Annotated in this window: 20 protein-coding genes; 2 read left to right on the forward strand and 18 right to left on the reverse strand. The window is 69.2% G+C overall.

Translation table 11 applies throughout. The features are described from left to right. Positions 1-12: 12 nt before the first annotated feature. Complete coding sequence (locus tag SACGLDRAFT_RS19080; protein ID WP_040920191.1) at positions 13-603, reverse strand: TIGR03086 family metal-binding protein; 591 nt, start codon at positions 601-603, stop codon at positions 13-15. A 74-nt stretch (positions 604-677) separates the two neighbouring features. On the opposite strand from SACGLDRAFT_RS19080, the gene SACGLDRAFT_RS19085 reads away from it, so the two are divergent. Beyond that, positions 678-1,490: an AraC family transcriptional regulator gene (locus SACGLDRAFT_RS19085; RefSeq protein ID WP_005466608.1), complete on the forward strand. Its 813-nt coding sequence runs from the start codon at positions 678-680 to the stop codon at positions 1,488-1,490. A gap of 50 nt (positions 1,491-1,540) precedes the next feature. Here SACGLDRAFT_RS19085 and SACGLDRAFT_RS19090 read toward each other — a convergent pair whose 3' ends face one another. The 8 genes from SACGLDRAFT_RS19090 to SACGLDRAFT_RS19125 form a co-directional block, all read right to left on the reverse strand. Continuing rightward, complete coding sequence (locus SACGLDRAFT_RS19090; protein WP_005466609.1) at positions 1,541-1,888, reverse strand: histone-like nucleoid-structuring protein Lsr2; 348 nt, start codon at positions 1,886-1,888, stop codon at positions 1,541-1,543. A 197-nt stretch (positions 1,889-2,085) separates the two neighbouring features. Next, positions 2,086-2,907, reverse strand: coding sequence for a type III pantothenate kinase (locus tag SACGLDRAFT_RS19095; protein ID WP_005466611.1), 822 nt, complete (start codon positions 2,905-2,907; stop codon positions 2,086-2,088). Continuing rightward, on the reverse strand, positions 2,908-3,396 hold the full coding sequence (panD, locus tag SACGLDRAFT_RS19100) for an aspartate 1-decarboxylase (RefSeq protein ID WP_005466613.1): 489 nt from the start codon (positions 3,394-3,396) through the stop codon (positions 2,908-2,910). A gap of 29 nt (positions 3,397-3,425) precedes the next feature. Beyond that, on the reverse strand, positions 3,426-4,331 hold the full coding sequence (gene panC, locus SACGLDRAFT_RS19105) for a pantoate--beta-alanine ligase (RefSeq protein ID WP_005466614.1): 906 nt from the start codon (positions 4,329-4,331) through the stop codon (positions 3,426-3,428). Beyond that, positions 4,328-5,224 carry a DUF2520 domain-containing protein gene (locus SACGLDRAFT_RS19110; protein ID WP_198283582.1) on the reverse strand — a complete coding sequence of 299 codons (897 nt, stop codon included), beginning with the start codon at positions 5,222-5,224 and terminating at the stop codon, positions 4,328-4,330. The genes panC and SACGLDRAFT_RS19110 overlap by 4 nt, the downstream gene beginning before the upstream one ends. 126 nt (positions 5,225-5,350) lie before the next feature. Further along, positions 5,351-6,553: a PrsW family intramembrane metalloprotease gene (locus tag SACGLDRAFT_RS19115; protein WP_040919308.1), complete on the reverse strand. Its 1,203-nt coding sequence runs from the start codon at positions 6,551-6,553 to the stop codon at positions 5,351-5,353. Positions 6,554-6,598: 45 nt separating this feature from the next. Then, positions 6,599-8,152, reverse strand: coding sequence for a DUF6779 domain-containing protein (locus SACGLDRAFT_RS19120; RefSeq protein ID WP_005466619.1), 1,554 nt, complete (start codon positions 8,150-8,152; stop codon positions 6,599-6,601). A 69-nt stretch (positions 8,153-8,221) separates the two neighbouring features. Then, the gene (locus SACGLDRAFT_RS19125) at positions 8,222-8,686 is read right to left on the reverse strand and encodes a DUF3180 domain-containing protein (protein WP_005466620.1); all 465 of its coding nucleotides are present in this window, start codon (positions 8,684-8,686) and stop codon (positions 8,222-8,224) included. A gap of 86 nt (positions 8,687-8,772) precedes the next feature. On the opposite strand from SACGLDRAFT_RS19125, the gene SACGLDRAFT_RS19130 reads away from it, so the two are divergent. Then, positions 8,773-9,705, forward strand: a complete 933-nt coding sequence (locus SACGLDRAFT_RS19130; RefSeq protein WP_005466621.1) for a MerR family transcriptional regulator — start codon at positions 8,773-8,775, stop codon at positions 9,703-9,705. 48 nt (positions 9,706-9,753) lie between these two features. On the opposite strand, the gene folK is transcribed toward SACGLDRAFT_RS19130, so the two are convergent. The 9 genes from folK to SACGLDRAFT_RS19175 form a co-directional block, all read right to left on the reverse strand. Next, positions 9,754-10,245: a 2-amino-4-hydroxy-6-hydroxymethyldihydropteridine diphosphokinase gene (gene folK, locus SACGLDRAFT_RS19135; RefSeq protein WP_005466622.1), complete on the reverse strand. Its 492-nt coding sequence runs from the start codon at positions 10,243-10,245 to the stop codon at positions 9,754-9,756. After that, the gene (gene folB / locus SACGLDRAFT_RS19140; protein WP_005466628.1) at positions 10,245-10,610 is read right to left on the reverse strand and encodes a dihydroneopterin aldolase; all 366 of its coding nucleotides are present in this window, start codon (positions 10,608-10,610) and stop codon (positions 10,245-10,247) included. The genes folK and folB overlap by 1 nt, the downstream gene beginning before the upstream one ends. Next, positions 10,603-11,445, reverse strand: coding sequence for a dihydropteroate synthase (gene folP, locus SACGLDRAFT_RS19145; RefSeq protein ID WP_005466629.1), 843 nt, complete (start codon positions 11,443-11,445; stop codon positions 10,603-10,605). Before folP ends, folB begins: the two co-directional genes overlap by 8 nt. Next, the gene (gene folE / locus SACGLDRAFT_RS19150; RefSeq protein ID WP_005466630.1) at positions 11,442-12,095 is read right to left on the reverse strand and encodes a GTP cyclohydrolase I FolE; all 654 of its coding nucleotides are present in this window, start codon (positions 12,093-12,095) and stop codon (positions 11,442-11,444) included. The genes folP and folE overlap by 4 nt, the downstream gene beginning before the upstream one ends. After that, a complete protein-coding gene (gene ftsH, locus SACGLDRAFT_RS19155; RefSeq protein WP_005466631.1) occupies positions 12,092-14,482 on the reverse strand; it encodes an ATP-dependent zinc metalloprotease FtsH in 2,391 nt (796 codons plus the stop codon). The genes folE and ftsH overlap by 4 nt, the downstream gene beginning before the upstream one ends. 205 nt (positions 14,483-14,687) lie before the next feature. Next, on the reverse strand, positions 14,688-15,455 hold the full coding sequence (locus tag SACGLDRAFT_RS19160; RefSeq protein ID WP_005466632.1) for an ESX secretion-associated protein EspG: 768 nt from the start codon (positions 15,453-15,455) through the stop codon (positions 14,688-14,690). A 74-nt stretch (positions 15,456-15,529) separates the two neighbouring features. Continuing rightward, positions 15,530-16,318, reverse strand: a complete 789-nt coding sequence (locus SACGLDRAFT_RS19165) for an ESX secretion-associated protein EspG (protein WP_005466633.1) — start codon at positions 16,316-16,318, stop codon at positions 15,530-15,532. 3 nt (positions 16,319-16,321) lie between these two features. Beyond that, on the reverse strand, positions 16,322-17,707 hold the full coding sequence (locus SACGLDRAFT_RS19170; protein ID WP_005466634.1) for a hypothetical protein: 1,386 nt from the start codon (positions 17,705-17,707) through the stop codon (positions 16,322-16,324). Positions 17,708-17,730: 23 nt separating this feature from the next. Beyond that, complete coding sequence (locus tag SACGLDRAFT_RS19175) at positions 17,731-18,099, reverse strand: hypothetical protein (protein ID WP_005466635.1); 369 nt, start codon at positions 18,097-18,099, stop codon at positions 17,731-17,733. Positions 18,100-18,132 lie beyond the last annotated feature (33 nt).

Here is an 18,132-nt window from a genome sequence, read left to right on the forward strand (position 1 = left end):
CAAGCGGGTGAATCATTTACTCCACTCAGGGTCACGTCCCGACAACCCGAGCAATCTCGCTATTGGAACGGCGTTTTCGGCCACGGGCACCTCGGCACCGAACACGCCGTGCTGCCTTCCCGCGGACGCGAATTCCTCAAGAGCCCGGAAAACGGCGAGCGCGACCTCGGGCTCGCAGCGAAACTCCACGCCCGTGGCCACGGCGAGGTCCCAGCCGTGGACGACGAACTCGATCAGCGCCATCGCACCAACCCGGTGAGCGGGCAGCTCCGCGGCACCGAACGGGACGACACCGTCCCACGCCGACGGATCGCGCAGCGCCTTCACGAGTCGTCCGACGTCGGCGGCGAGTACCGCCCGCCAGTCGTCGGTCACCAGATCCGTCTCGTTCTCACCTCCGGTCGGGGCAGGTGGTGACTCTCCGCGCACGGCCGTGGCCAACCTCGGTGTCCAGTACAGCAAGTGGTTCAGCAGACCCCGGACGGTGTAGTGCTCGCACGGCGTGGGCTCGTCCAGGGCGCCGGCGGGGACGGTGGCCAGTACGCCGAGAAACGCTTCCCTCGCGGAGCCGACGACGTTTCGAAGTTCCGATCGATTCGACACGACCTCATGGTCGAAAGGCGCCGGCACGGAAGTCTTGAACAAAAGCGACAGGTCCCGGCCGTATCGTCGAGCTCGTGGAACGGACCCCCAGGGGAATCCTGCACCGGCATGCCGCGAGGACGCGGTTCACGCTGAACAGGCTCCCTCCGGCTCCCTCGCTTCGCGAGTACGTCCAGTACTACTGGATCGTGCGCTGGGACCTTCGCGGTGGACCACCGTATGAACAACGGGTACTGCCCAACCTGTCGACACACGTGGTGTTCGGAACCGCCTCCGCGGGGGTGTGGGGACCGTCCCGGTCGGTGTTCACCCAGGTCCTGCGCGACCGGGGGCTGGCACTCGGCGTACGCGTGGTGCCCGGCTGCTGCGGTGCGGTGCTGGGCCTGCCCGCCGGCGACCTCCGCGACGGACCGAAGTCGTTGCCGGACGTCCTCGGGAACACGGTGCGCGCGACCGAGGAAGCCGTGTGCCGGGGAGGCCCCGACTCGGAACTCACCTCGCTGATCGACGCGCTGTTCACCGGACGAGTCCGACCGCTTACGGATTCGGAACGTCGCGTCCGCGACACCGTCGCCCTGATCGCCGGCGACCCGACATTGACACGGGTGGACGAACTCGCCTCACGTACCGGAATGACGGTGCGTGAGACGCAACGGCTGTTCACCACACACGTCGGAACGGGACCCAAGTGGGCAATCCGGGTCTACCGCCTGTGCGACGCCGAGGCTCGCCTGTCCTCCGATTCCCCACCGGGCCAGGCAGAACTGGCGGCCGAACTCGGCTACAGCGACCAAGCACATTTCGCCCGCGATTTCGCGTCACTCGTCGGCGTCCCACCGGGGTCGTACCGGCGACAACAGAAAGTAACCGAACGGGCGCAAAACTGAATATGGCCTCCCGAACCGAGAGCTCGGGAGGCCATGCTTCGTGACGGCTTTCAGTTCCTGCGGTGGTAGGCTTCCACGACCTCGGACGGGATACGTCCACGATCCGAGACCTCGAAACCGTTCTTCCGCGCCCACGCACGAATTGCCTGGTTCTGCTCGCGGTCCACGGCGGCCGAACGGGCGGGCGCTTTCACGGAGCTCCTGCTCGACGACCTCTTCCGCCCACCGGCCCGGCGAGCGTGTTCGACGTACTGGGCAAGGGCGTCACGCAATTCTTCGGCATTTTCGGCCGAGAGATCGATCTCGTAGTTTATACCGTCAAGACCGAACTCGACCGTCTCATCGGCCTCCGACCCGTCCAGGTCGTCCACGAGGGACACAAGGACCTTCTGCGCCATCTTATTCCTCCTGCTTGGGACATGCTGAGATCACGTGGTGCCCACGCCCGAGTCAAAAGCCTTGACCGAGCATATTGTTACCCGCTCGCATAGAATAACGCAAATCAACTTCAGCGATTGTCTAGGCCGTTGACCGCGCCCTTAAGAGGGCGACACAATCACCGTGACCGCCGAAGTGGCAGGAAACGGGCGTCGTCTCACGGACGTGGCCGCCGCCCCGCAGAGGTGTTCCTCTCGACGGTGTTCCTCTCGAAAACGAGACGAAGCCCCAGCAGGGTGAGGTGTGGCACGTGTTCGGTGATGGTTTCCGACTCCCCGACCACGAGTGGGGCCAAGCCACCGGTGGCGATCACCGTCACCGGCTCCCCCGAAGTACCGGCCAACTCGCGAGTGATCCTTCTGACGAGGCCGTCCACCTGTCCCGCGAAACCGTACAGAATGCCGGACTGAAGGCACTCGACCGTGTTCTTGCCGATCACCGATCGGGGCCGAACCAGCTCCACCTTGCGCAACGCGGCCGCGCGGGACGCCAGGGCGTCGACGGAAATGTCGATTCCCGGCGCGAAGGCTCCGCCGAGGAACTCCCCCTTGGCCGAAATCGCGTCCACGTTGGTCGACGTGCCGAAATCGACCACGACGCAGGCCGTGTTGTGAAGATGATGGGCGGCGAGCGTGTTAACGAGCCGGTCGCCGCCCACCTCCTTCGGGTTGTCCACGAGCAGCGGAACGCCGGTGCGTACGCCCGGCTGCACAATGATCTTCGGAATCGCGGGATAGTAGCGGTCGAGCATCACCCGCAGTTCCCGTAACACCGCGGGCACCGTCGACAGGGCGCTGATTCCCGTGACGTCGTCGGCGTACGGACCGAGCAAGCCGCGCATGGTAAGCGCCATCTCGTCGGCGGTCAGCCGCGGATCGGTCCGCATACGCCAATCGCGTATCAGCCGCGCGTTCTCGCCCCTGCCCCGGTACAGGCCGAGGGCGATGTTCGAGTTACCGACGTCGATGGTGAGCAGCAATCAATTCTCCGCGTGCAGTAACGCGTCCAATCGGGCCGCGTCGGCCGTTTCGGCCACCGGGCCTCCGTTATCGCCGGCGGCCGTCTCGGCACCGCTGACGAGCCCGTAGCCCTCGGGAACCGAGGCGGGGTCGCCGCCCTTCTCGACGATCCGATTCTTCTCGTCGACGAATACGATCCTCGGGACGAAGGACGCGGCCTCGGCCGAATCCATCTGCCCGTAGGCGATAAGGATGACGATGTCGCCGGGATGGATGAGGTGGGCGGCGGCACCGTTGATGCCCAGCACCCCGCTGTCGCGCTCGCCCTCGATGACGTAGGTCTCCAACCGTGCGCCGTTGGTGACGTCGACGATAGTGACCTGCTCTCCGGGCAACAGGTCGGCCGCGTCCATCAAGGTGCGGTCGACGGTGACCGAGCCGACGTAGTGCAGGTCCGCCTGCGTCACCGTCGCCCGGTGGATCTTGGACTTGAGCATGGTTCGATACATGGCGGCACTCCCTTTTCTACCGTGCGTCCTCACCGCTCGATGCCGTACTCGGCCGCCGCGCCGAGCAGGAGTCCGACGTTGTCGATGAGTCGGGTGCTGCCGACCCTGGCGGCCACCAGCAGCCGTGCTTCGCCGTCGGCGGGCGGCGGCCCCAGCTCCGTACTCCGCAGTTCCAAGTAGTCGACGGCCACCTCGGGACGCGCGGCGAGAGTGCTCCTCGCCGCGTCGAGAACGGCTTCGGGGCCTTCCGCACCCGCCCTGGCGCCCGCGACGAGTGCCTGCGACAGCACCACCGCCAACTCCCGCTGTTCCGGGGACAAGTAGGTATTGCGTGACGACAGCGCCAAGCCGTCCGGCTCGCGAACGGTGGGGACCCCCAACACCCGCACGTCGAGGTCGAGGTCCCGCACCATGCGCTTGACGAGAACGAGTTGCTGGTAGTCCTTCTCCCCGAAGAACGCGTAGTGCGGGCGGACAATGTTGAACAGCTTCGCCACCACGGTGAGCACGCCCGAGAAGTGTCCGGGGCGGAACGCGCCTTCGAGTTCGTCGCCGAGCGGCCCCGGATGCACCGTGATCGCCGCGTCGGGCGCGTACAGGTCCTCGGCGCTGGGCGTGAACGCGATCTCCACGCCGACGTCGGCCAGCACTTCGAGGTCGGCGTCCAACGTGCGCGGGTAGGCGTCGAAGTCCTCGCCCTCCCCGAACTGAAGCGGGTTGACGAAGATCGACGCGGCCACGACCGTGTTGGGCAGGCGCTTGGCCCTGCGCATCAGCTCCTTGTGGCCTTCGTGCAGAGCGCCCATCGTCGGCACGAGCGCCACGTTGCGGCCCACGGAACGCAGCGCCGCGGTGACCTGGCGCACGTCGTCCGGCTTGCGGTAGACGTTCACCCGGCCACGGGTGAACTGGGGTGTCGTCTTCGGTCTCGTCACGTGCCCTCACGTCCGTTGTCGAGCAGATCGGCGATCTCACGGGCGGCGTCGGGTCCGAGCAGTCCGACCCGGCTCGCTCTCTCGGCCGTTCGTCGAGCCAGCGCGCTGTAGGCGGGACGCAGCTCGGGAGCCCGCTCGCCGAGCACCCGCAGGTGTGTCCGCACGGTTCCCACGTCTCCTCGCGCGACCGGTCCGGTGAGCGCGCGGTCACCGTGCCTCAACGCGTTGTCGAGCGCGGCGGACAGCAGCGGGGCGAGAAGGCGTTCGGGATCGCGAACACCGTTGTGCCGTAACAATTCCACACAGTCCGCGACCAACGTCGCGAGGTGGTTGGCTCCGTGCGCCAGGGAGGCGTGGTAAAGGGGCCGCGCGGCCTCCGGGATGCGGACCGGCTCCGCGCCCATCTCCATGGTCAGGGCCTCGCCGACGTTCCAGGCCGCTTCGTCGCCGTCCGGGGCTGTGACCCCCATGCTGCACGAGTCGAGACGCTGGAGGTCCTCAAGCGCTCCGGTGAAGGTCATCACCGGGTGCAACGCCAGGGGCAGCGCTCCTTTCTCCACGGCGGGACGCAGTACGTCGATGCCGTGAGCACCACAGGTGTGCACGACGATCTGTCCCGCTCGGAACGCTCCCGCATTCGCCAGTCCCGCCACCATGGGGCCGAGGACGTCGTCGGGCAAGGCCAGCAACACGAGGTCGGCGCGGCCGACCACCTCGTCGGGTGGCAACAGAGGAACTCCGGGCAGCAACCGCTCCGCCCGCCGCACGGACGCATCGGACACCCCGGACGCCGCGACCACGGAGTGACCGGCGCGGGCGAGCGCAGCGCCCAGCACGCTGCCGACCCTGCCCGCCGACACGACACCGACCGTGAGCCGCGCGGGGCGGGTCACCGAGTGCCCCACTGGAGGCTCATCTCACAAACTCCCAAGCTCGTTCCAGTCCCGCTCCACGGGTACCAGACGACGAGGCGAGGCTAGCTCCACCGGTACCTGCGCAGGCCCGCGAGGTGACCAGCTTCACCCGTCGGTGCCGGACCGGGCGAGGCGCACCGCCTCGGCCCTCGTCTGCTTCAACACCGCCAGCAGCTCGGCCTGGCGCCTGGACAGGTAGTCGGTGCGCATCCGCTCCGAGGTGGGCGAGCCCTCCCACCGCCGCGCGAAGGCGAGCTCCGTCACCGCGGCCTGATAGGCGCCCACCGCCTTGGCCGCCGCCCTTCCGGACTCCTTACGAGCCTGCTTGCGCCACTTCCGTCGATCGCTGAGGCTGGCCAGCAACGGCACCTCGGAGGGCGCGATCCACCCCGCTTCGGCCATCCCCGGCAGGGTGGCCGCGATGACGCGCTGCTCCCGTCTCCGCTGCCACACCATGATCATCACTACCGCGACGAAGATCGGCACCATGATGAGGAAGTAGACGTTGAGGAACACGTCGGCCCCGCCGAGCGTGGCGGCGGCGTTCCACAGCGCGTGCAACAGCACCGCCCCCACGTACGCGGCGAGCGGGAGCATGATCTTCGCCCCGCGATTGCGGGAGTGCACCACCAGCCCCACCCCGATGCCGATCAGCACCGTAAAGAGCGGGTGGGCGAACGGCGACAGCAGCCCGCGCAGGATGAAGGCCGCGAACACGCCCGCCGAGATGCCGTCACCGAACCCGTGCTCGACGAACGCCCGCCCGAAGTAGTAGACGTTCTCGGTGAACGCGAAGCCGGCCGCGCTGAACCCGGCGTACACGATGCCGTCGACCACGCCGTCGAACTCGTGCGAACGGCGCCACATGAGCGCGAGCACCGGCACGGTCTTGACGGCCTCCTCGACGAGCGGGGCGGACACCAGGGCACTCACCTTGCCGCCGTTGCCCTCCCCCAGCAGGAACTCACCCACCGCCTCGGCGGTGTCGTTGACGAGCAGGGCTGTCAGGGTCGCGACACACGCGCCCCACGCGAACGTCAGCAGCAGGAGCTTCGCCGGTTCCGGCTCCCAGCGGTCGATCCACAGAAACGCCGCCACCACCGCCAACACGGGCACCACGGCGACGACCACACCGATGAGCACCGCGAGCACGCCGACGCGCACGGTGGCCAGGCCCAGGACGAGCAGACCCGACAGTGCCAAGCCCACGATCCCGGTCACGGGTAGCAGCACGGTAACGCGCCGTGGCGGGTGTCTCCGCAGCAGTGGTGACGTCGACGGTGTCCGGTCGGTGGTGACTCCCTTCACGCGGGCACCTTAGCGGCAGCGCTCGAGCCCCCTCGGACCAGTTCGTCAGTCGGCGGCGCGGCGACGTCGGCGAGGCGTGGAACCGCTCGCCCCGTAGGCCGCGAGCAATTCGCTCACCGAACGGCCCTCGGAGTGGGAGCCCGCGGGCTCGGCGTCGTTCTCCGCGGGCTCGGGAGCGCGCCGACGACCGCCGGAGCTCGCCGAGCTTCCCGTGTCGTCGGAGTCGGCGGAGGCCCGTGAGTGCCGCGAGGGGTTCGAGGGCACGGCCGACATCCACGCCGGTTCCTCGCCGTCGGCACGGTAGCGCCTGCCGCCCCCGGAAGCCGGGGCCGCCGCGTCCGGCTCGGCGCGCCGCTTGTGAGTTCCGGAGCGACGCGCCTGCTCACCCTCGGAGGCGGACTCGGTCGCGGGGACCTGGAGTCGCTCGGCGACGGTGGCCTCGACCGCGGCCTCCGCCTCGGACTCCGCCGGGGCACGCCGGGGCGCCTCGGCGGGCTTGCGGGCCTCCGCGGCGGCGTCGGGGGCCTGGGGTCGTACCGGCGGCTTGCCCGGACGGCCGCCGACGGGCGGCGTCACGGTGGTCCTGGCGTCCACGGGAGGCTGGGTGCGGGTCGGGGCCTCCTCCATCGCCGGTCGGCTCTGGCGTGGGGGCGGGGTACCTTCCGGGTCGAGTGACCGCGCGACCACGCCCTCCGCCGGGGCGGCGGACGGTTCGGGTTCGGGAGCGCGGTGAGGCACGTAGGCGGACTTGCCGTTGGGCCCCGCGACGGGACGCTGGCTCGGGCGTGACATCTCCGCCCGTGCCCGGCTGGCGGCCTCGCTGGCCCGCGCCATCGCCGCCCCCGGCCTCGGCTTCACCCGGCGGGTGGGAGGGTCGACGGGCTTCTGGGCCGGACGGCTGTCCTCGGCGGGACGCGCCGGACGCGGCACGAACCGGGAACGCGACCTTCCGGGCTCCCGGCGCCGAGGCTGTTCGGCGCGAGGCACCACCGCCTCCTCCACCGGGTCGTTCGCCGGTTCCTCGTCGAGATCCCGGATACGGCCGATCAGCTCGGTGGGCGAGTCGGCGGGGTCCGCCCCCACCGTGATCGCGGGCCGCTCGTCCGCGTCGCTCGCCGTCACGACCCGCCGGTCGTCACCGAGCTTGCGCATCCGCGTGGACTGCGCCGTCAACGCCACGCGTTCCCACAACACCTCGCCACCGAACAGGCTCTGCAGGTTGTCCCGCAGGCTGCGCAGCTCCTTCCGCAGGGCTTCGAGCTCGTCGCGGCGTTCCGCCTCGATCCGCTGCCGGGTCTCCGACTCGACCTGCAGCTCGTGTTCCCGCCGAGCGGCGATCTCCTTCTGGAGCTCAAGCTCGTAGATCTGCTGGGCCTTGACGACTGACTTCTCGTTGATCACCGCCTGCTTGCGGTACTTCACCGCCAGGAGGGCGCCGATCAGCGCCGCCCACAGCGCGGCGACGACGGCGAGCCGGATCCACCGCAAGTCGTCGGTCAGCACCAAGGCGAGGGTGGCACCGATAGCGAGTAGGAAGCCAACAGCCAACCACGGTTTCGTCGTCGAACGGTCCCGCGAGTCGTCACCCACGCCAGTCATGCCCCACACCGTACCTTCCGGTGATCCTTCCGAGACCTTTCCGGTACTTCGAGCGGTTCCCTGTGTGCGCTAACCGGTCGATGAACGATCGGAATCCGTGTCGTCGCCGTTCTTCGGCGCACGACAACAGTGCTCCAACCACAGGGCCGCGCCGATGAGCGCCGCCGCGCAGCACGCGCCGACGACGGTGGCGGGCAGGTCGTTCGCGGCCGCCACGATTTCCCCCGAACGAGGGGCGAGATAGGCCAGCGCGCCGAGCCACGCGCCCACCATCAAAGCCCCCAGCAACGACGAGGCCTTGGCCAGGACCACCGCTCTGGCGATACCGATACCCGATTCCACCCGGCGTTCCTTGATACGCGAGCGGATCGCGAACGCGAGAACCGTCTCCCCCAGCGCGAGCACGAGCAACGTCACCCCCGCGAGCGTCGGCAAGGAGGGCAACGACCCGAACGCGAGACGGAAGAGGGGAAACGTGAGGCCGAAACCGATCACCACGGCGACGAGGAGATCCCGTGCCCGCGTGAAATGCATGGTCACCACCGTACCCGGGATCGAAATTGGTGGTTGACTCTCCACCCACTGGAGACTTCACCCTGGTTCGCGGAAGGGGGCGACCATTGTTCACGATCGGGGAACTGTCCCGGCGTACCGGGCTGTCCGTCAAGACCATCCGGTTCTACTCCGACGAGGGACTGCTACCGCCCACCGACCGCACTCCCGCGGGATACCGCCTCTACGACGAGCACGCGATGGCCCGGCTCGAACTGGTCCGGACCCTGCGCGAACTCGGCATCGGGCTCACCGAGGTCGAGGCCGTGCTCGCACGGGCGACCACCCTGCCCGAGGTCGCCGCGAAACACGTGGAGGTGCTCGACGAGCAGATCCGCGTGTTGCGGCTGCGACGGGCGGTCCTGCGGGCGGTGACGAAACGACATTCAGCACCGGACGAGGTGAAGTTGATGAACAAACTCGCGTCCATGTCGGACGAGGAACGCAAGCGGCTGGTCGACGAGTTCTGGGACGAGATCTTCGAAGGCCTGGAGGTGGACTCGGAGTTCTACGGCAGGATGCGGCAGTGCAAGCCCGAACTGCCCGACGACCCGACGCCCGAACAGCTCGAAGCGTGGATCGAGTTCGCGGAGTTGATCCAGGACGCCGACTTCCGGAAACGGATCCGCGCCATGAGCGAACAACAGTCCGAGGTGATCCGCGAGCGCAACGGCGCCGTCGACGCCCTGACGAAGGCCCAGACCGAGCACTGGAATGACTGGAGCGAGCGGGCGCAGCGGGCTCTGGACGAGGGGCTGGCCCCCGACTCCCCGGTCGGCGCCGAACTCGCCGCCGAGATCGCGAGGCTCGGCGCGGAGCCCGGACGGGCCGACACTCCCGAACTGCGGCGCGCGATAGCCGATCGGATTGCGAGCGGTACCGACCGGCGAGCCGAGCGGTACTGGCAGTTGCTGGCCGTCATCAACGGGTGGCCCCCGGTTCCCACCAGGGTCCCCGCGGCGGAGTGGATCGTCGCCGCGCTCCGCGCCTCGGCGAAGTGATCGTCGTGGGTGGTCACGGACGTGGCCACCCACACGGCGACCACCGCGTCAGAACGTCAGATCGGCACGCAATCGCACCCCGGCGCGATCGGCCTCGGGCAGCGCGGCGAGCAGTTCGTCGGCTCGGCCCTTGCCGGGCACCTCGGCGTCGGGGTCGATCTCCAGCCACGGGACGAGCACGGTCGCCCGCTCGTGGGTACCGGGATGCGGCAGCAGCAGGTCCGGGTGATCGGAACGGACGCCGTCCACCGTCACCACGTCCACGTCGAGCGTGCGCGGCCCCCACCGGCGTTCCCGCACCCGCTCCGCGCGGCGTTCGAGTTCCCGAGCCGTACGCAGCCAGGCCCAGTGATCCCGCTCCGGGTCGTCCACGACGCACACGGCGTTGAGGAAGTCGGGCTGGTCCGTGACTCCCCACGGCTCGGTCTCGTACACCGAGGACACGGCCACGAGCACGTCCCGCAGCGCGTCCACGGCGAGACGCAGGTAGCCCATCCGATCCCCCAGGTTGGACCCCAGGGACAACACCGCCCTGCTCATCACCGCTCCCGGTGCACCGTCACGGCCACGTCGGCGAACGTCAACGGAATCGGTGCCGACGGCTTGTGCACGGTGACCTCCACCGCGGAGATCCGCTCGTCCCGCAACACCTCGTCGGCGATACGCCCGGCGACCCGCTCGATCAGGTCCTGCGGCGGGCCCGCCACCACGTCGGCGGCGCGTTGCGCGAGGGCACCGTAGTCGACGGTGTCGGCCAGGTCGTCCGAACGCGCCGCGGCCGAGAGGTCCAGCCACACGGTCAGGTCGACCACGAACTCCTGTCCGTCGCGCTTCTCGTGCTCGTAGACACCGTGCCTACCGAATACCCGCAGACCGGTGAGCGTGATGCGGTCACCGTCAGGCACGGCCGCTCCGCCAGGCCTCGGCCACCAGTACCGCGTCCAACGACGCGCCGACGTCGTGCACCCGAACCCCCCAGGCACCCGCCCTGGCGGCCAGCGCCGACACGGCCGCGGTGGCCACCTCCCGGCCCGCCGGCGGCCGCGGTTCGCCCTCGGAATCGGCCAGCAGCCGCCCGAGGAACCGCTTGCGCGACGCTCCCACCAACACCGGGAACCCGAGGTCCAGCACGGCGTCGAGGCCGTGCAGCAACGCCCAGTCGTGTTCGGCGCGCTTGGCGAACCCCAGCCCCGGATCGAGCACGATGGCGTCCTCCCGCACTCCGGCGGCGAGGGCCTCGTCGACCCGCGCGCTCAACTCGTCGCGGACATCGGCCACGACGTCGTCGTAGGTGGCGAGTTCGTTCATGTTCTTGCTGTGTCCCCGCCAGTGCATGAGCACCCAGGGCGCTCCCGTATCGGCGGCGACCTTCGCCATGTCGGGATCGGCGAGTCCACCCGACACATCGTTGATGATGTGCGCGCCCGCCTCGATCGCGGCGGCGGCCACGGCCGCGCGGGTCGTGTCCACCGACAGCACGATTCCCTCGGAGGCCAGTGTCCTCACCACGGGCAGCACCCGTGCCAGCTCCGTCTCGGCGTCCACGCGCTCCGAGCCCGGTCGGGTCGACTCCCCGCCGACGTCGATGATGTCCGCGCCCCTGCGCCACATGGCGTGGGCGTGGGCGAGCGCGTCCTCCCTGCTCAGGTAGCGACCCCCGTCGGAGAACGAATCGGGGGTGACGTTGAGGACGCCCATCACCACGCAGCGTCCCGGCCGGGGCAGCGCGGCCCGAGTCATCGGCGGCCCTTGATGAGCTGCAACGCCTCGGCCCGCGACGACGCCGACGTCTGCAATAGTCCGCGGACCGCCGACGTGGTCGTGCGCGCGCCGGGTTTCCGGACTCCGCGCATGGACATGCACAGGTGCTCGGCCTCGATGACCACGATCACGCCGCGCGGCCGCAGCTTGCGGTTCAACGCGTCGGCCACCTGCGACGTCAGGCGCTCCTGCACCTGCGGACGCTTGGCGTACAGGTCGACCAACCTCGCGAGCTTCGACAACCCCGTGACCTTGCCCTGCCCGTTCGGGATGTAGCCGACGTGCGCGACCCCGTGGAACGGCGTGAGGTGGTGCTCGCAGAGGCTGAACATCGGGATGTCCGTGACGAGGACCATCTCCTCGTGGCTCTCATCGAACGTGCGGTCGAGCACGTGGTCGGGGTCGGTGTACAGCCCGGCGAACATCTCGCGGTAGGCCCTCGCGACCCGAGCCGGCGTCTCCCTCAGGCCCTCACGTTCCGGGTCCTCGCCGCACGCCAGCAGCAGTTCCCGGATGGCGCGTTCCGCCCTTTCCTGGTCGAAGACGGCGTGACCTGACCTGGGTAGTTCCGCGTCCACTTCGAGAGGCGAGTGGCCGTTGGCCCTCACGTCACTGCCTTCCCCGATCATGAAGGTGCTTCGCCGTCCTGATCGTTGTCCTCGTTGCGTTCACTCGCTGGCTTGGTCTCCGAAGGGGGCGGAGACGCGGGCTGCGGCGACGTGGGCGGCTGATTCCGCCACGGGTAGCCGGTGTTGCCACTCGGCTGCGTCGCCGGGGTCCAGCCCGGAGGAGCCCCGTAGTGCGGGGGCCCCGCGAAGGTGCCGCCGCCACCGGGTTGACCGCCGTTGGACGACCACGGGGCCGAACCGGTGTTGTTCTTGGGACTGCCGTTGGGCTGGGCGTCGCCCGAAGGCGGAGCGTACGGGTTGTACGTGGCCGACGACGTCGGCGGCTCCGGCTGTCCGTGAGGCGGACCACCGGGCAGGTCGCCCGCACCGGACGCGGTGGCCACCGGGGTGGGCTCCGGCTCGGGCTTCCGTTCCTTGTCGCCGTCGCTCTCGGGCGGCCACGGCTCGCCGCGCTCCATCGCCAGCTCGCGTGGAGTCTTGATCGGCGGCTTGTCGGACGGCAACCGCTCACCGAACTCGTTGAACGTCGTGATGCGAGGCCGCTTCTCCACCGAGGCGAAGATGCGCTCCAGGTCGCGGCGCTGGAGGGTCTCCTTCTCCAACACCTCCATCACGAGGTCGTCCAGCACGTCGCGGTAGGTCGTGAGGACCTCCCACGCCTCGGTGTGCGCCGTCTCGATGAGCTTGCGCACCTCTTCGTCGATCTCGTGCGCGACCTCCAGCGAGTAGTCCGGCTGGCGGCCCGCCGAGCGGCCGAGGAACGGGTCACCGTGCTCCTGGCCGTACTTCACCGCACCGAGCCGCGGCGACATGCCGTACTCGGTCACCATCGCCTTCGCGATCTTGGTGGCCTGCTCGATGTCGGAGGAGGCGCCGGTGGTGGGCTCGTGGAACACGAGCTCCTCGGCCGCCCGGCCGCCCATCGCGAAGACGAGGCGACCGATCATCTCCGACCGGGTCATGAGCTGCTTGTCGTCCTCGGGGACGATCAAGGCGTGCCCGCCGGTGCGACCACGCGGCAGGATCGTCAACTTGTAGACGGGCTCGATGTCGGGCATGGCCCACGCGGCCAGCGCGTGTCCACCCTCGTGGTAGGCAGTGATCTTCCGTTCGAGCTCGGAGATGATCCGGCTCTTGCGAGCCGGACCACCGACCACTCTGTCGACGGACTCCTCCAACGCGGCGTCGGTGATGACGGAACCGTTCTGCCGCGCCGTGAGCAGCGCCGCCTCGTTGATGACGTTGGCCAGGTCGGCGCCCGACATACCGACGGTGCGCTTCGCCAGGGCGTCGAGGTCGACGTTGTCGGCCAACGGCTTGCCCTTGGAGTGGACTTCCAGGATCGCCCTGCGGCCCGCGAGGTCGGGAGCCGACACCGGGATCTGGCGGTCGAACCGGCCGGGACGCAGCAGCGCCGGGTCGAGGATGTCCGGACGGTTGGTGGCGGCGATGAGGATGATGCCGCCGCGCGAGTCGAACCCATCCATCTCGACGAGCAGCTGGTTCAGCGTCTGTTCACGCTCGTCGTGGCCACCGCCGAGGCCCGCGCCACGCTGGCGACCCACGGCGTCGATCTCGTCGACGAAGATGATGCACGGCGCGTTCTGCTTGGCCTGCTCGAACAGGTCGCGCACTCGCGAGGCACCGACACCGACGAACATCTCGACGAAGTCGGACCCGGAGATCGTGTAGAACGGCACGCCCGCTTCGCCCGCCACGGCTCGCGCCAGCAGCGTCTTACCGGTACCGGGCGGACCGTACAGCAGGACGCCCTTGGGAATCTTGGCGCCGAGCGCCTGGTAACGGGCGGGGTTTTGGAGGAAGTCCTTGATCTCGTGCAGTTCCTCCACGGCCTCGTCGGCGCCCGCGACGTCCTTGAACGTCGTGGTCGGCATGTCCTTGTTGAGCTGCTTGGCCTTGGACTTGCCGAAGTTGAGCACACGGTTGCCGCCGCCCTGCGCGCTGTTCATCATCCACATGAGCAGCAGCACGAGGATGCCCAGCGGGATCATGTAGATCAGCAGCTGGGTGAAGAAGCTTTCCTGCGTGACCGTGGTGTTGAACTTGACGTCGCGGTCCTCGGTGCCCGCGTTGATCAGCGTGTTGTAGAGCTGGTCGGACGCTCCGGCGGGGAACTTCGTGAGAACCTGCTCGACCTGCTGACCGTCAACGGTGATCGGCTCGGACAGCGTCAGCTTGAGCTGCTGTTCGCGGTCCTCCAGCGTGGCTTCCTCGACGTTCCCCGAGCGGATCTGCTCGATGGCCTGCGACGTCGGCACCTCGGTATAGCCGCGATCGCCGTCGACGAGGGTGCTGAAGCCGAAGTACAGCAGCAGAAACACGAGTATCCACAGCAGTGGGTTCCTGAGCAGGCGCTTGCGGTCCATTCGATCCGGCCGTGGTGGCCTCGACCCTCCCTGGCTAGGCGGTAAGTTGTGACGTCCGCCGTCGCGGTGTTGACAAGTGCGTGGGCGCTACGGAGTTCACCGTCCCACCAGCGTACAGTCCGGCTTTCACGAGGCGCCGAGCGCTCCTGATGCCGTTACTGTCAACGTCCGGAACAGCCCCCGTGTTCCCCCGCACCACCCCGGCTCAGCGTGTGACCTCGGCGACCATTTCACCGAGACGGCTACGGAGGGTCTTGGCGTCCGCCGGAGCGACCGTGACCCATTCCCGACCGTCGGGCCCGGTACGGGACAGGCTGAGGTAGCGACCGGATGCGGTGTCGAACCACGCGAGCACCGACGAACGCCGCTTGCTGCCCAGCTCGTCGCGGCTGTTGGCGGCGAGCTGTCCACCTCGCAGTCGTGGCTGGGCGATGAGCTGCGCATACGTCTCGACGGGGTCGTACGACCGTTCGGCGAGCCCTCCCCGCCGTCCGGGGGCCCCGCTCGTCGCGGCGGTCCGGGATGGCTGGATTCGCACCGCCGATTCGAGCGGCAGCGTGATGGACGCCTCCGTGCCCCGCGAACCGGGCGGGAGCAGGTCCACGATCGCGGACGCGAGCCCATCGGGATAGATCGGACGCAGCCACACCCCGTCGTCGTCCTGCACCGCGAGCACGGCCTTCGTCCCGTCCGAGGCCGCCAGCGCGGCGATCGGCCGCTTCCGGAACTCGGGGATGTGCAGCGCGTCGATGCTGACCGACGGCATCGCCAGCAGCCGCAGCCACTCCTCCACCGGCGAGTTCGCGATGTCCCTCGCCGCCAGCTCCGTCTCGACGCGCTTGCGCAGGGCCGCGCGCTCGGCCTCGTCGTTGCCGTGCGAGGGCACGGTGAACGGGTACGGCAACTCGCCCGCTCCGACCTCCTCCCAGAGGAAGTCGAAGGCGACGGGTGTGAAGAACTCCTGCGCGGACACGGTGTCCCCCCGAACTCCTGCGACGACGAAAACCTGACTTCGTGGTGGTGTGGGTGATCGGCAGGATAGCCGGTCTACAGCCGCACGGCGGTGTCCTGCGCCACGGACGCCAGCATTTCCGAAAGCCGGTGCCGCAACGTCGGCGCGTCCGCCGGCGCGATGACGATCCAGTCGCGGCCGTCGGGCCCTCGACTCGCCTGTGTCAGGTATCGGCCGGTCTCGGTGTCGAACCAGCTCAACACGGGCGAACGGCTCCGGCCGCCCGAGCGCCCCCTGGCGTTCGCGCCGATCTGACCTCCGCGCTGGCGCTCCTGCGCGTGCAGCCGCGCGAGCGCCTTGCGGTCCTCGTCGGCGCGGGCCGTGCTGCCGTCGGACGTGGTGGGTCGACGCTGCATGAAATCGGCGCCGGGCCCGGCCACCAACTGCTCCAACGGCACGTTGATCGACCTCTCCTTGCCCCGCGGCGCGGCGGGCAGCTGACCGACGATGGCGCTGGCGAGTCCGTCGGCGGGGATGCGTTCGAGCCACACGGTGCCCGCCTCCTGCACCAGGAGCACGGCGTGCGGGCCCGACGCCGCCGCCACGGCCGTCCGCGGCTCGGCGTGCGGCGCGCTGATCAGCACCGAGTCGAGGCTCAGCTCGGCACCGGCCAGCACCTCGAACGCCTCTTCGAGCGGCGGGGCGGGGCGGCCATCGTCAACCAGACCGCGGTGGGCGAGGTCGGTGAGTACCCGAGCGCGTAGGGCGGCACGTTCCTCCACCGTGTCGCCGTGGGAACGCACCGTGATCGGGTAGGGCAGTTCACCGAGGCCGCTCGACTCCCACAGGAAGTCGAGCTCGACCTCGGTGAGCTGTTCACGCACGTGCTATCGCCCTTCGTCGTCCGGGCCCCACGCACCGAGCACCGGGGGCGCAGCCGCCTCCGTGGCCCCGAACGTGTCGTCGGGATCGGGTTCGATCAGGAAGGAGGCGTGCTTGTGCTCCTTGTCCTCCTCCTGGCGACCCGCACCGGCGCCCATGCCACCCATGCCCATCGGCGTGGCGGTCGCGGGCGGGTTGGCACCCACCACACCACCGGCCGGGGCAGCGGCGAGACCCTGGTTCTGCATGGGCATCGGAGTACCCGCCTTGGACGCCGCGCTCCCACTCTGGTTGGACGAAGCCACCGTGTCGGAGGTCTGGGCGGGCTCGGTGGCCTCGGTGGCCTTCGCCCCGCTGCGCTTGCCCGTCGACAGGGTCTTGGCCGTCTTGAGGCCCGCGTAGCCGAGAGCACCCCCGGCAGCCGCCGCGCCGAGCGAGGTGCCGAGGCCCGGCCCACCGCCCGCCGAGGCGGCCGGCATCTGGCCCGTGCCGACGCTCTGGCCCGTCACGTGGTGGGGACGACCGTCCTGCACGCCCTCGGCACCGCCGATCCCACCACCGGCGGAAGCCACGCCCGACGGGCCGCCGAACGCGTACGACGGACCACCGTCGGCACCGGAGATCGAGAAGGTGCCCACCGCACCCATCCTCTGGGCCTCCACCGCGACCCCACTGGCCAGCGGCTTCAGCCCCAGCGACTCCGGACCGAAGCTCGGGGTCGTGCTGTCGATCTGCGACAGCTCCTCGGTGTAGGCCTCCAGGAACGCGATCTGCTGGGCCTTGACGGCCTGCGCCTCGTCGTACTGCTCCTTGAGGTCGTTGACCATCGCCGCCGGACCACCCGCGAGCATGGCGGCCGTCTGGGCACCGGGGTCGAACTCCTTGGGCTGCGGCATCGTCTTCAGCTTGGCCGCCGCCGCGGCCTGCTGCGCGAGCCGGTCCTTCATGGCCTTCGCGGCCTCGGACGCCTGGGCGCTGGAGTTGGCGATCCCCACCAGGGCACCCTGGGCGGCACCGGCACCCTCACCGATCCACGCCGCGCCGAGTTCCTTGATGGCGTTGTAGAGGTCGTCGGCGATCCTCGCCAGCTCGTTGCTGTGGTTGCCCCAGGTCTGGCCCAGCTCCTCGGCCGTACCCGGTTCGTTGTTGACGGTCGCGTACGCGTAGAGCTGCTCGCTGTCCCGCGAGGCCCAGTTCGGCCGCGTCCCGATGGCTCGGTCGTTGCCGTAGTGGAAACCGTCGGAACGGCTGCGCGCCCGATTCACCAGCTCCGCGATCTCGGCGCTCTCGTCACGCATGACCGCGTCGACGTTCGCGGGCCCCGGCCTCGTGCCGTATCCCCTACCCGGCGCCATGACGGGTTCGCCGGAGGAATTTCTCTCCGAGTACATGACTTCCGCTTCCCCCTACAGATTCAAAGCTGGCCACGCAACGACTGGGCGGTGGACGTGTCGAAGTCCTCGTAACGACTCATCGCCTCAAGAATCGCGTGCTCGGCCTCGTCGTATTGCGTGTACAGGTTCCGCAGGGCCTGCGCGTAGGAGTCGTTCATCCCGGCGGCCCGTTCGGCGAACTTGTTGGCGATGGCCTCCCCGACCGGGTTGGCCCCCAGCTTCGGCGAAACCGCGAGGAAACCGGTGTTGTCGAGCAGAGCCGCGACGGCGTCCTTACCGCTACGAATCTTGTTCAGAACAACCTGTGCGGCGTCCGGGTCGACTCCGACCTGACCTTTGGCCGCGGCTGCGCGAAACGCGGCGGCATCCGCATAGCTGCTGTTCGGCATGTATTCGCTCTCCTGTCCCCAGCACAGCCCGAC

Source organism: Saccharomonospora glauca K62 (genome assembly GCF_000243395.2).
GTDB classification, from domain to species: Bacteria; Actinomycetota; Actinomycetes; order Mycobacteriales; family Pseudonocardiaceae; genus Saccharomonospora; species Saccharomonospora glauca.

What these genes read in the sequence shown, in the direction of transcription:
- SACGLDRAFT_RS19090 (WP_005466609.1), bottom strand. Translation starts at nt 1,888, where the DNA reads ATGGCGCAGAAGGTCCTTGTGTCCCTCGTGGACGACCTGGACGGGTCG.
- SACGLDRAFT_RS19170 (WP_005466634.1), bottom strand. Translation starts at nt 17,707, where the DNA reads ATGTACTCGGAGAGAAATTCCTCCGGCGAACCCGTCATGGCGCCGGGT.
- folP (WP_005466629.1), bottom strand. Translation starts at nt 11,445, where the DNA reads ATGACTCGGGCCGCGCTGCCCCGGCCGGGACGCTGCGTGGTGATGGGC.
- panD (WP_005466613.1), bottom strand. Translation starts at nt 3,396, where the DNA reads ATGTATCGAACCATGCTCAAGTCCAAGATCCACCGGGCGACGGTGACG.
- folE (WP_005466630.1), bottom strand. Translation starts at nt 12,095, where the DNA reads ATGATCGGGGAAGGCAGTGACGTGAGGGCCAACGGCCACTCGCCTCTC.
- folK (WP_005466622.1), bottom strand. Translation starts at nt 10,245, where the DNA reads ATGAGCAGGGCGGTGTTGTCCCTGGGGTCCAACCTGGGGGATCGGATG.
- SACGLDRAFT_RS19175 (WP_005466635.1), bottom strand. Translation starts at nt 18,099, where the DNA reads ATGCCGAACAGCAGCTATGCGGATGCCGCCGCGTTTCGCGCAGCCGCG.
- ftsH (WP_005466631.1), bottom strand. Translation starts at nt 14,482, where the DNA reads ATGGACCGCAAGCGCCTGCTCAGGAACCCACTGCTGTGGATACTCGTG.
- SACGLDRAFT_RS19120 (WP_005466619.1), bottom strand. Translation starts at nt 8,152, where the DNA reads ATGACTGGCGTGGGTGACGACTCGCGGGACCGTTCGACGACGAAACCG.
- SACGLDRAFT_RS19125 (WP_005466620.1), bottom strand. Translation starts at nt 8,686, where the DNA reads ATGCATTTCACGCGGGCACGGGATCTCCTCGTCGCCGTGGTGATCGGT.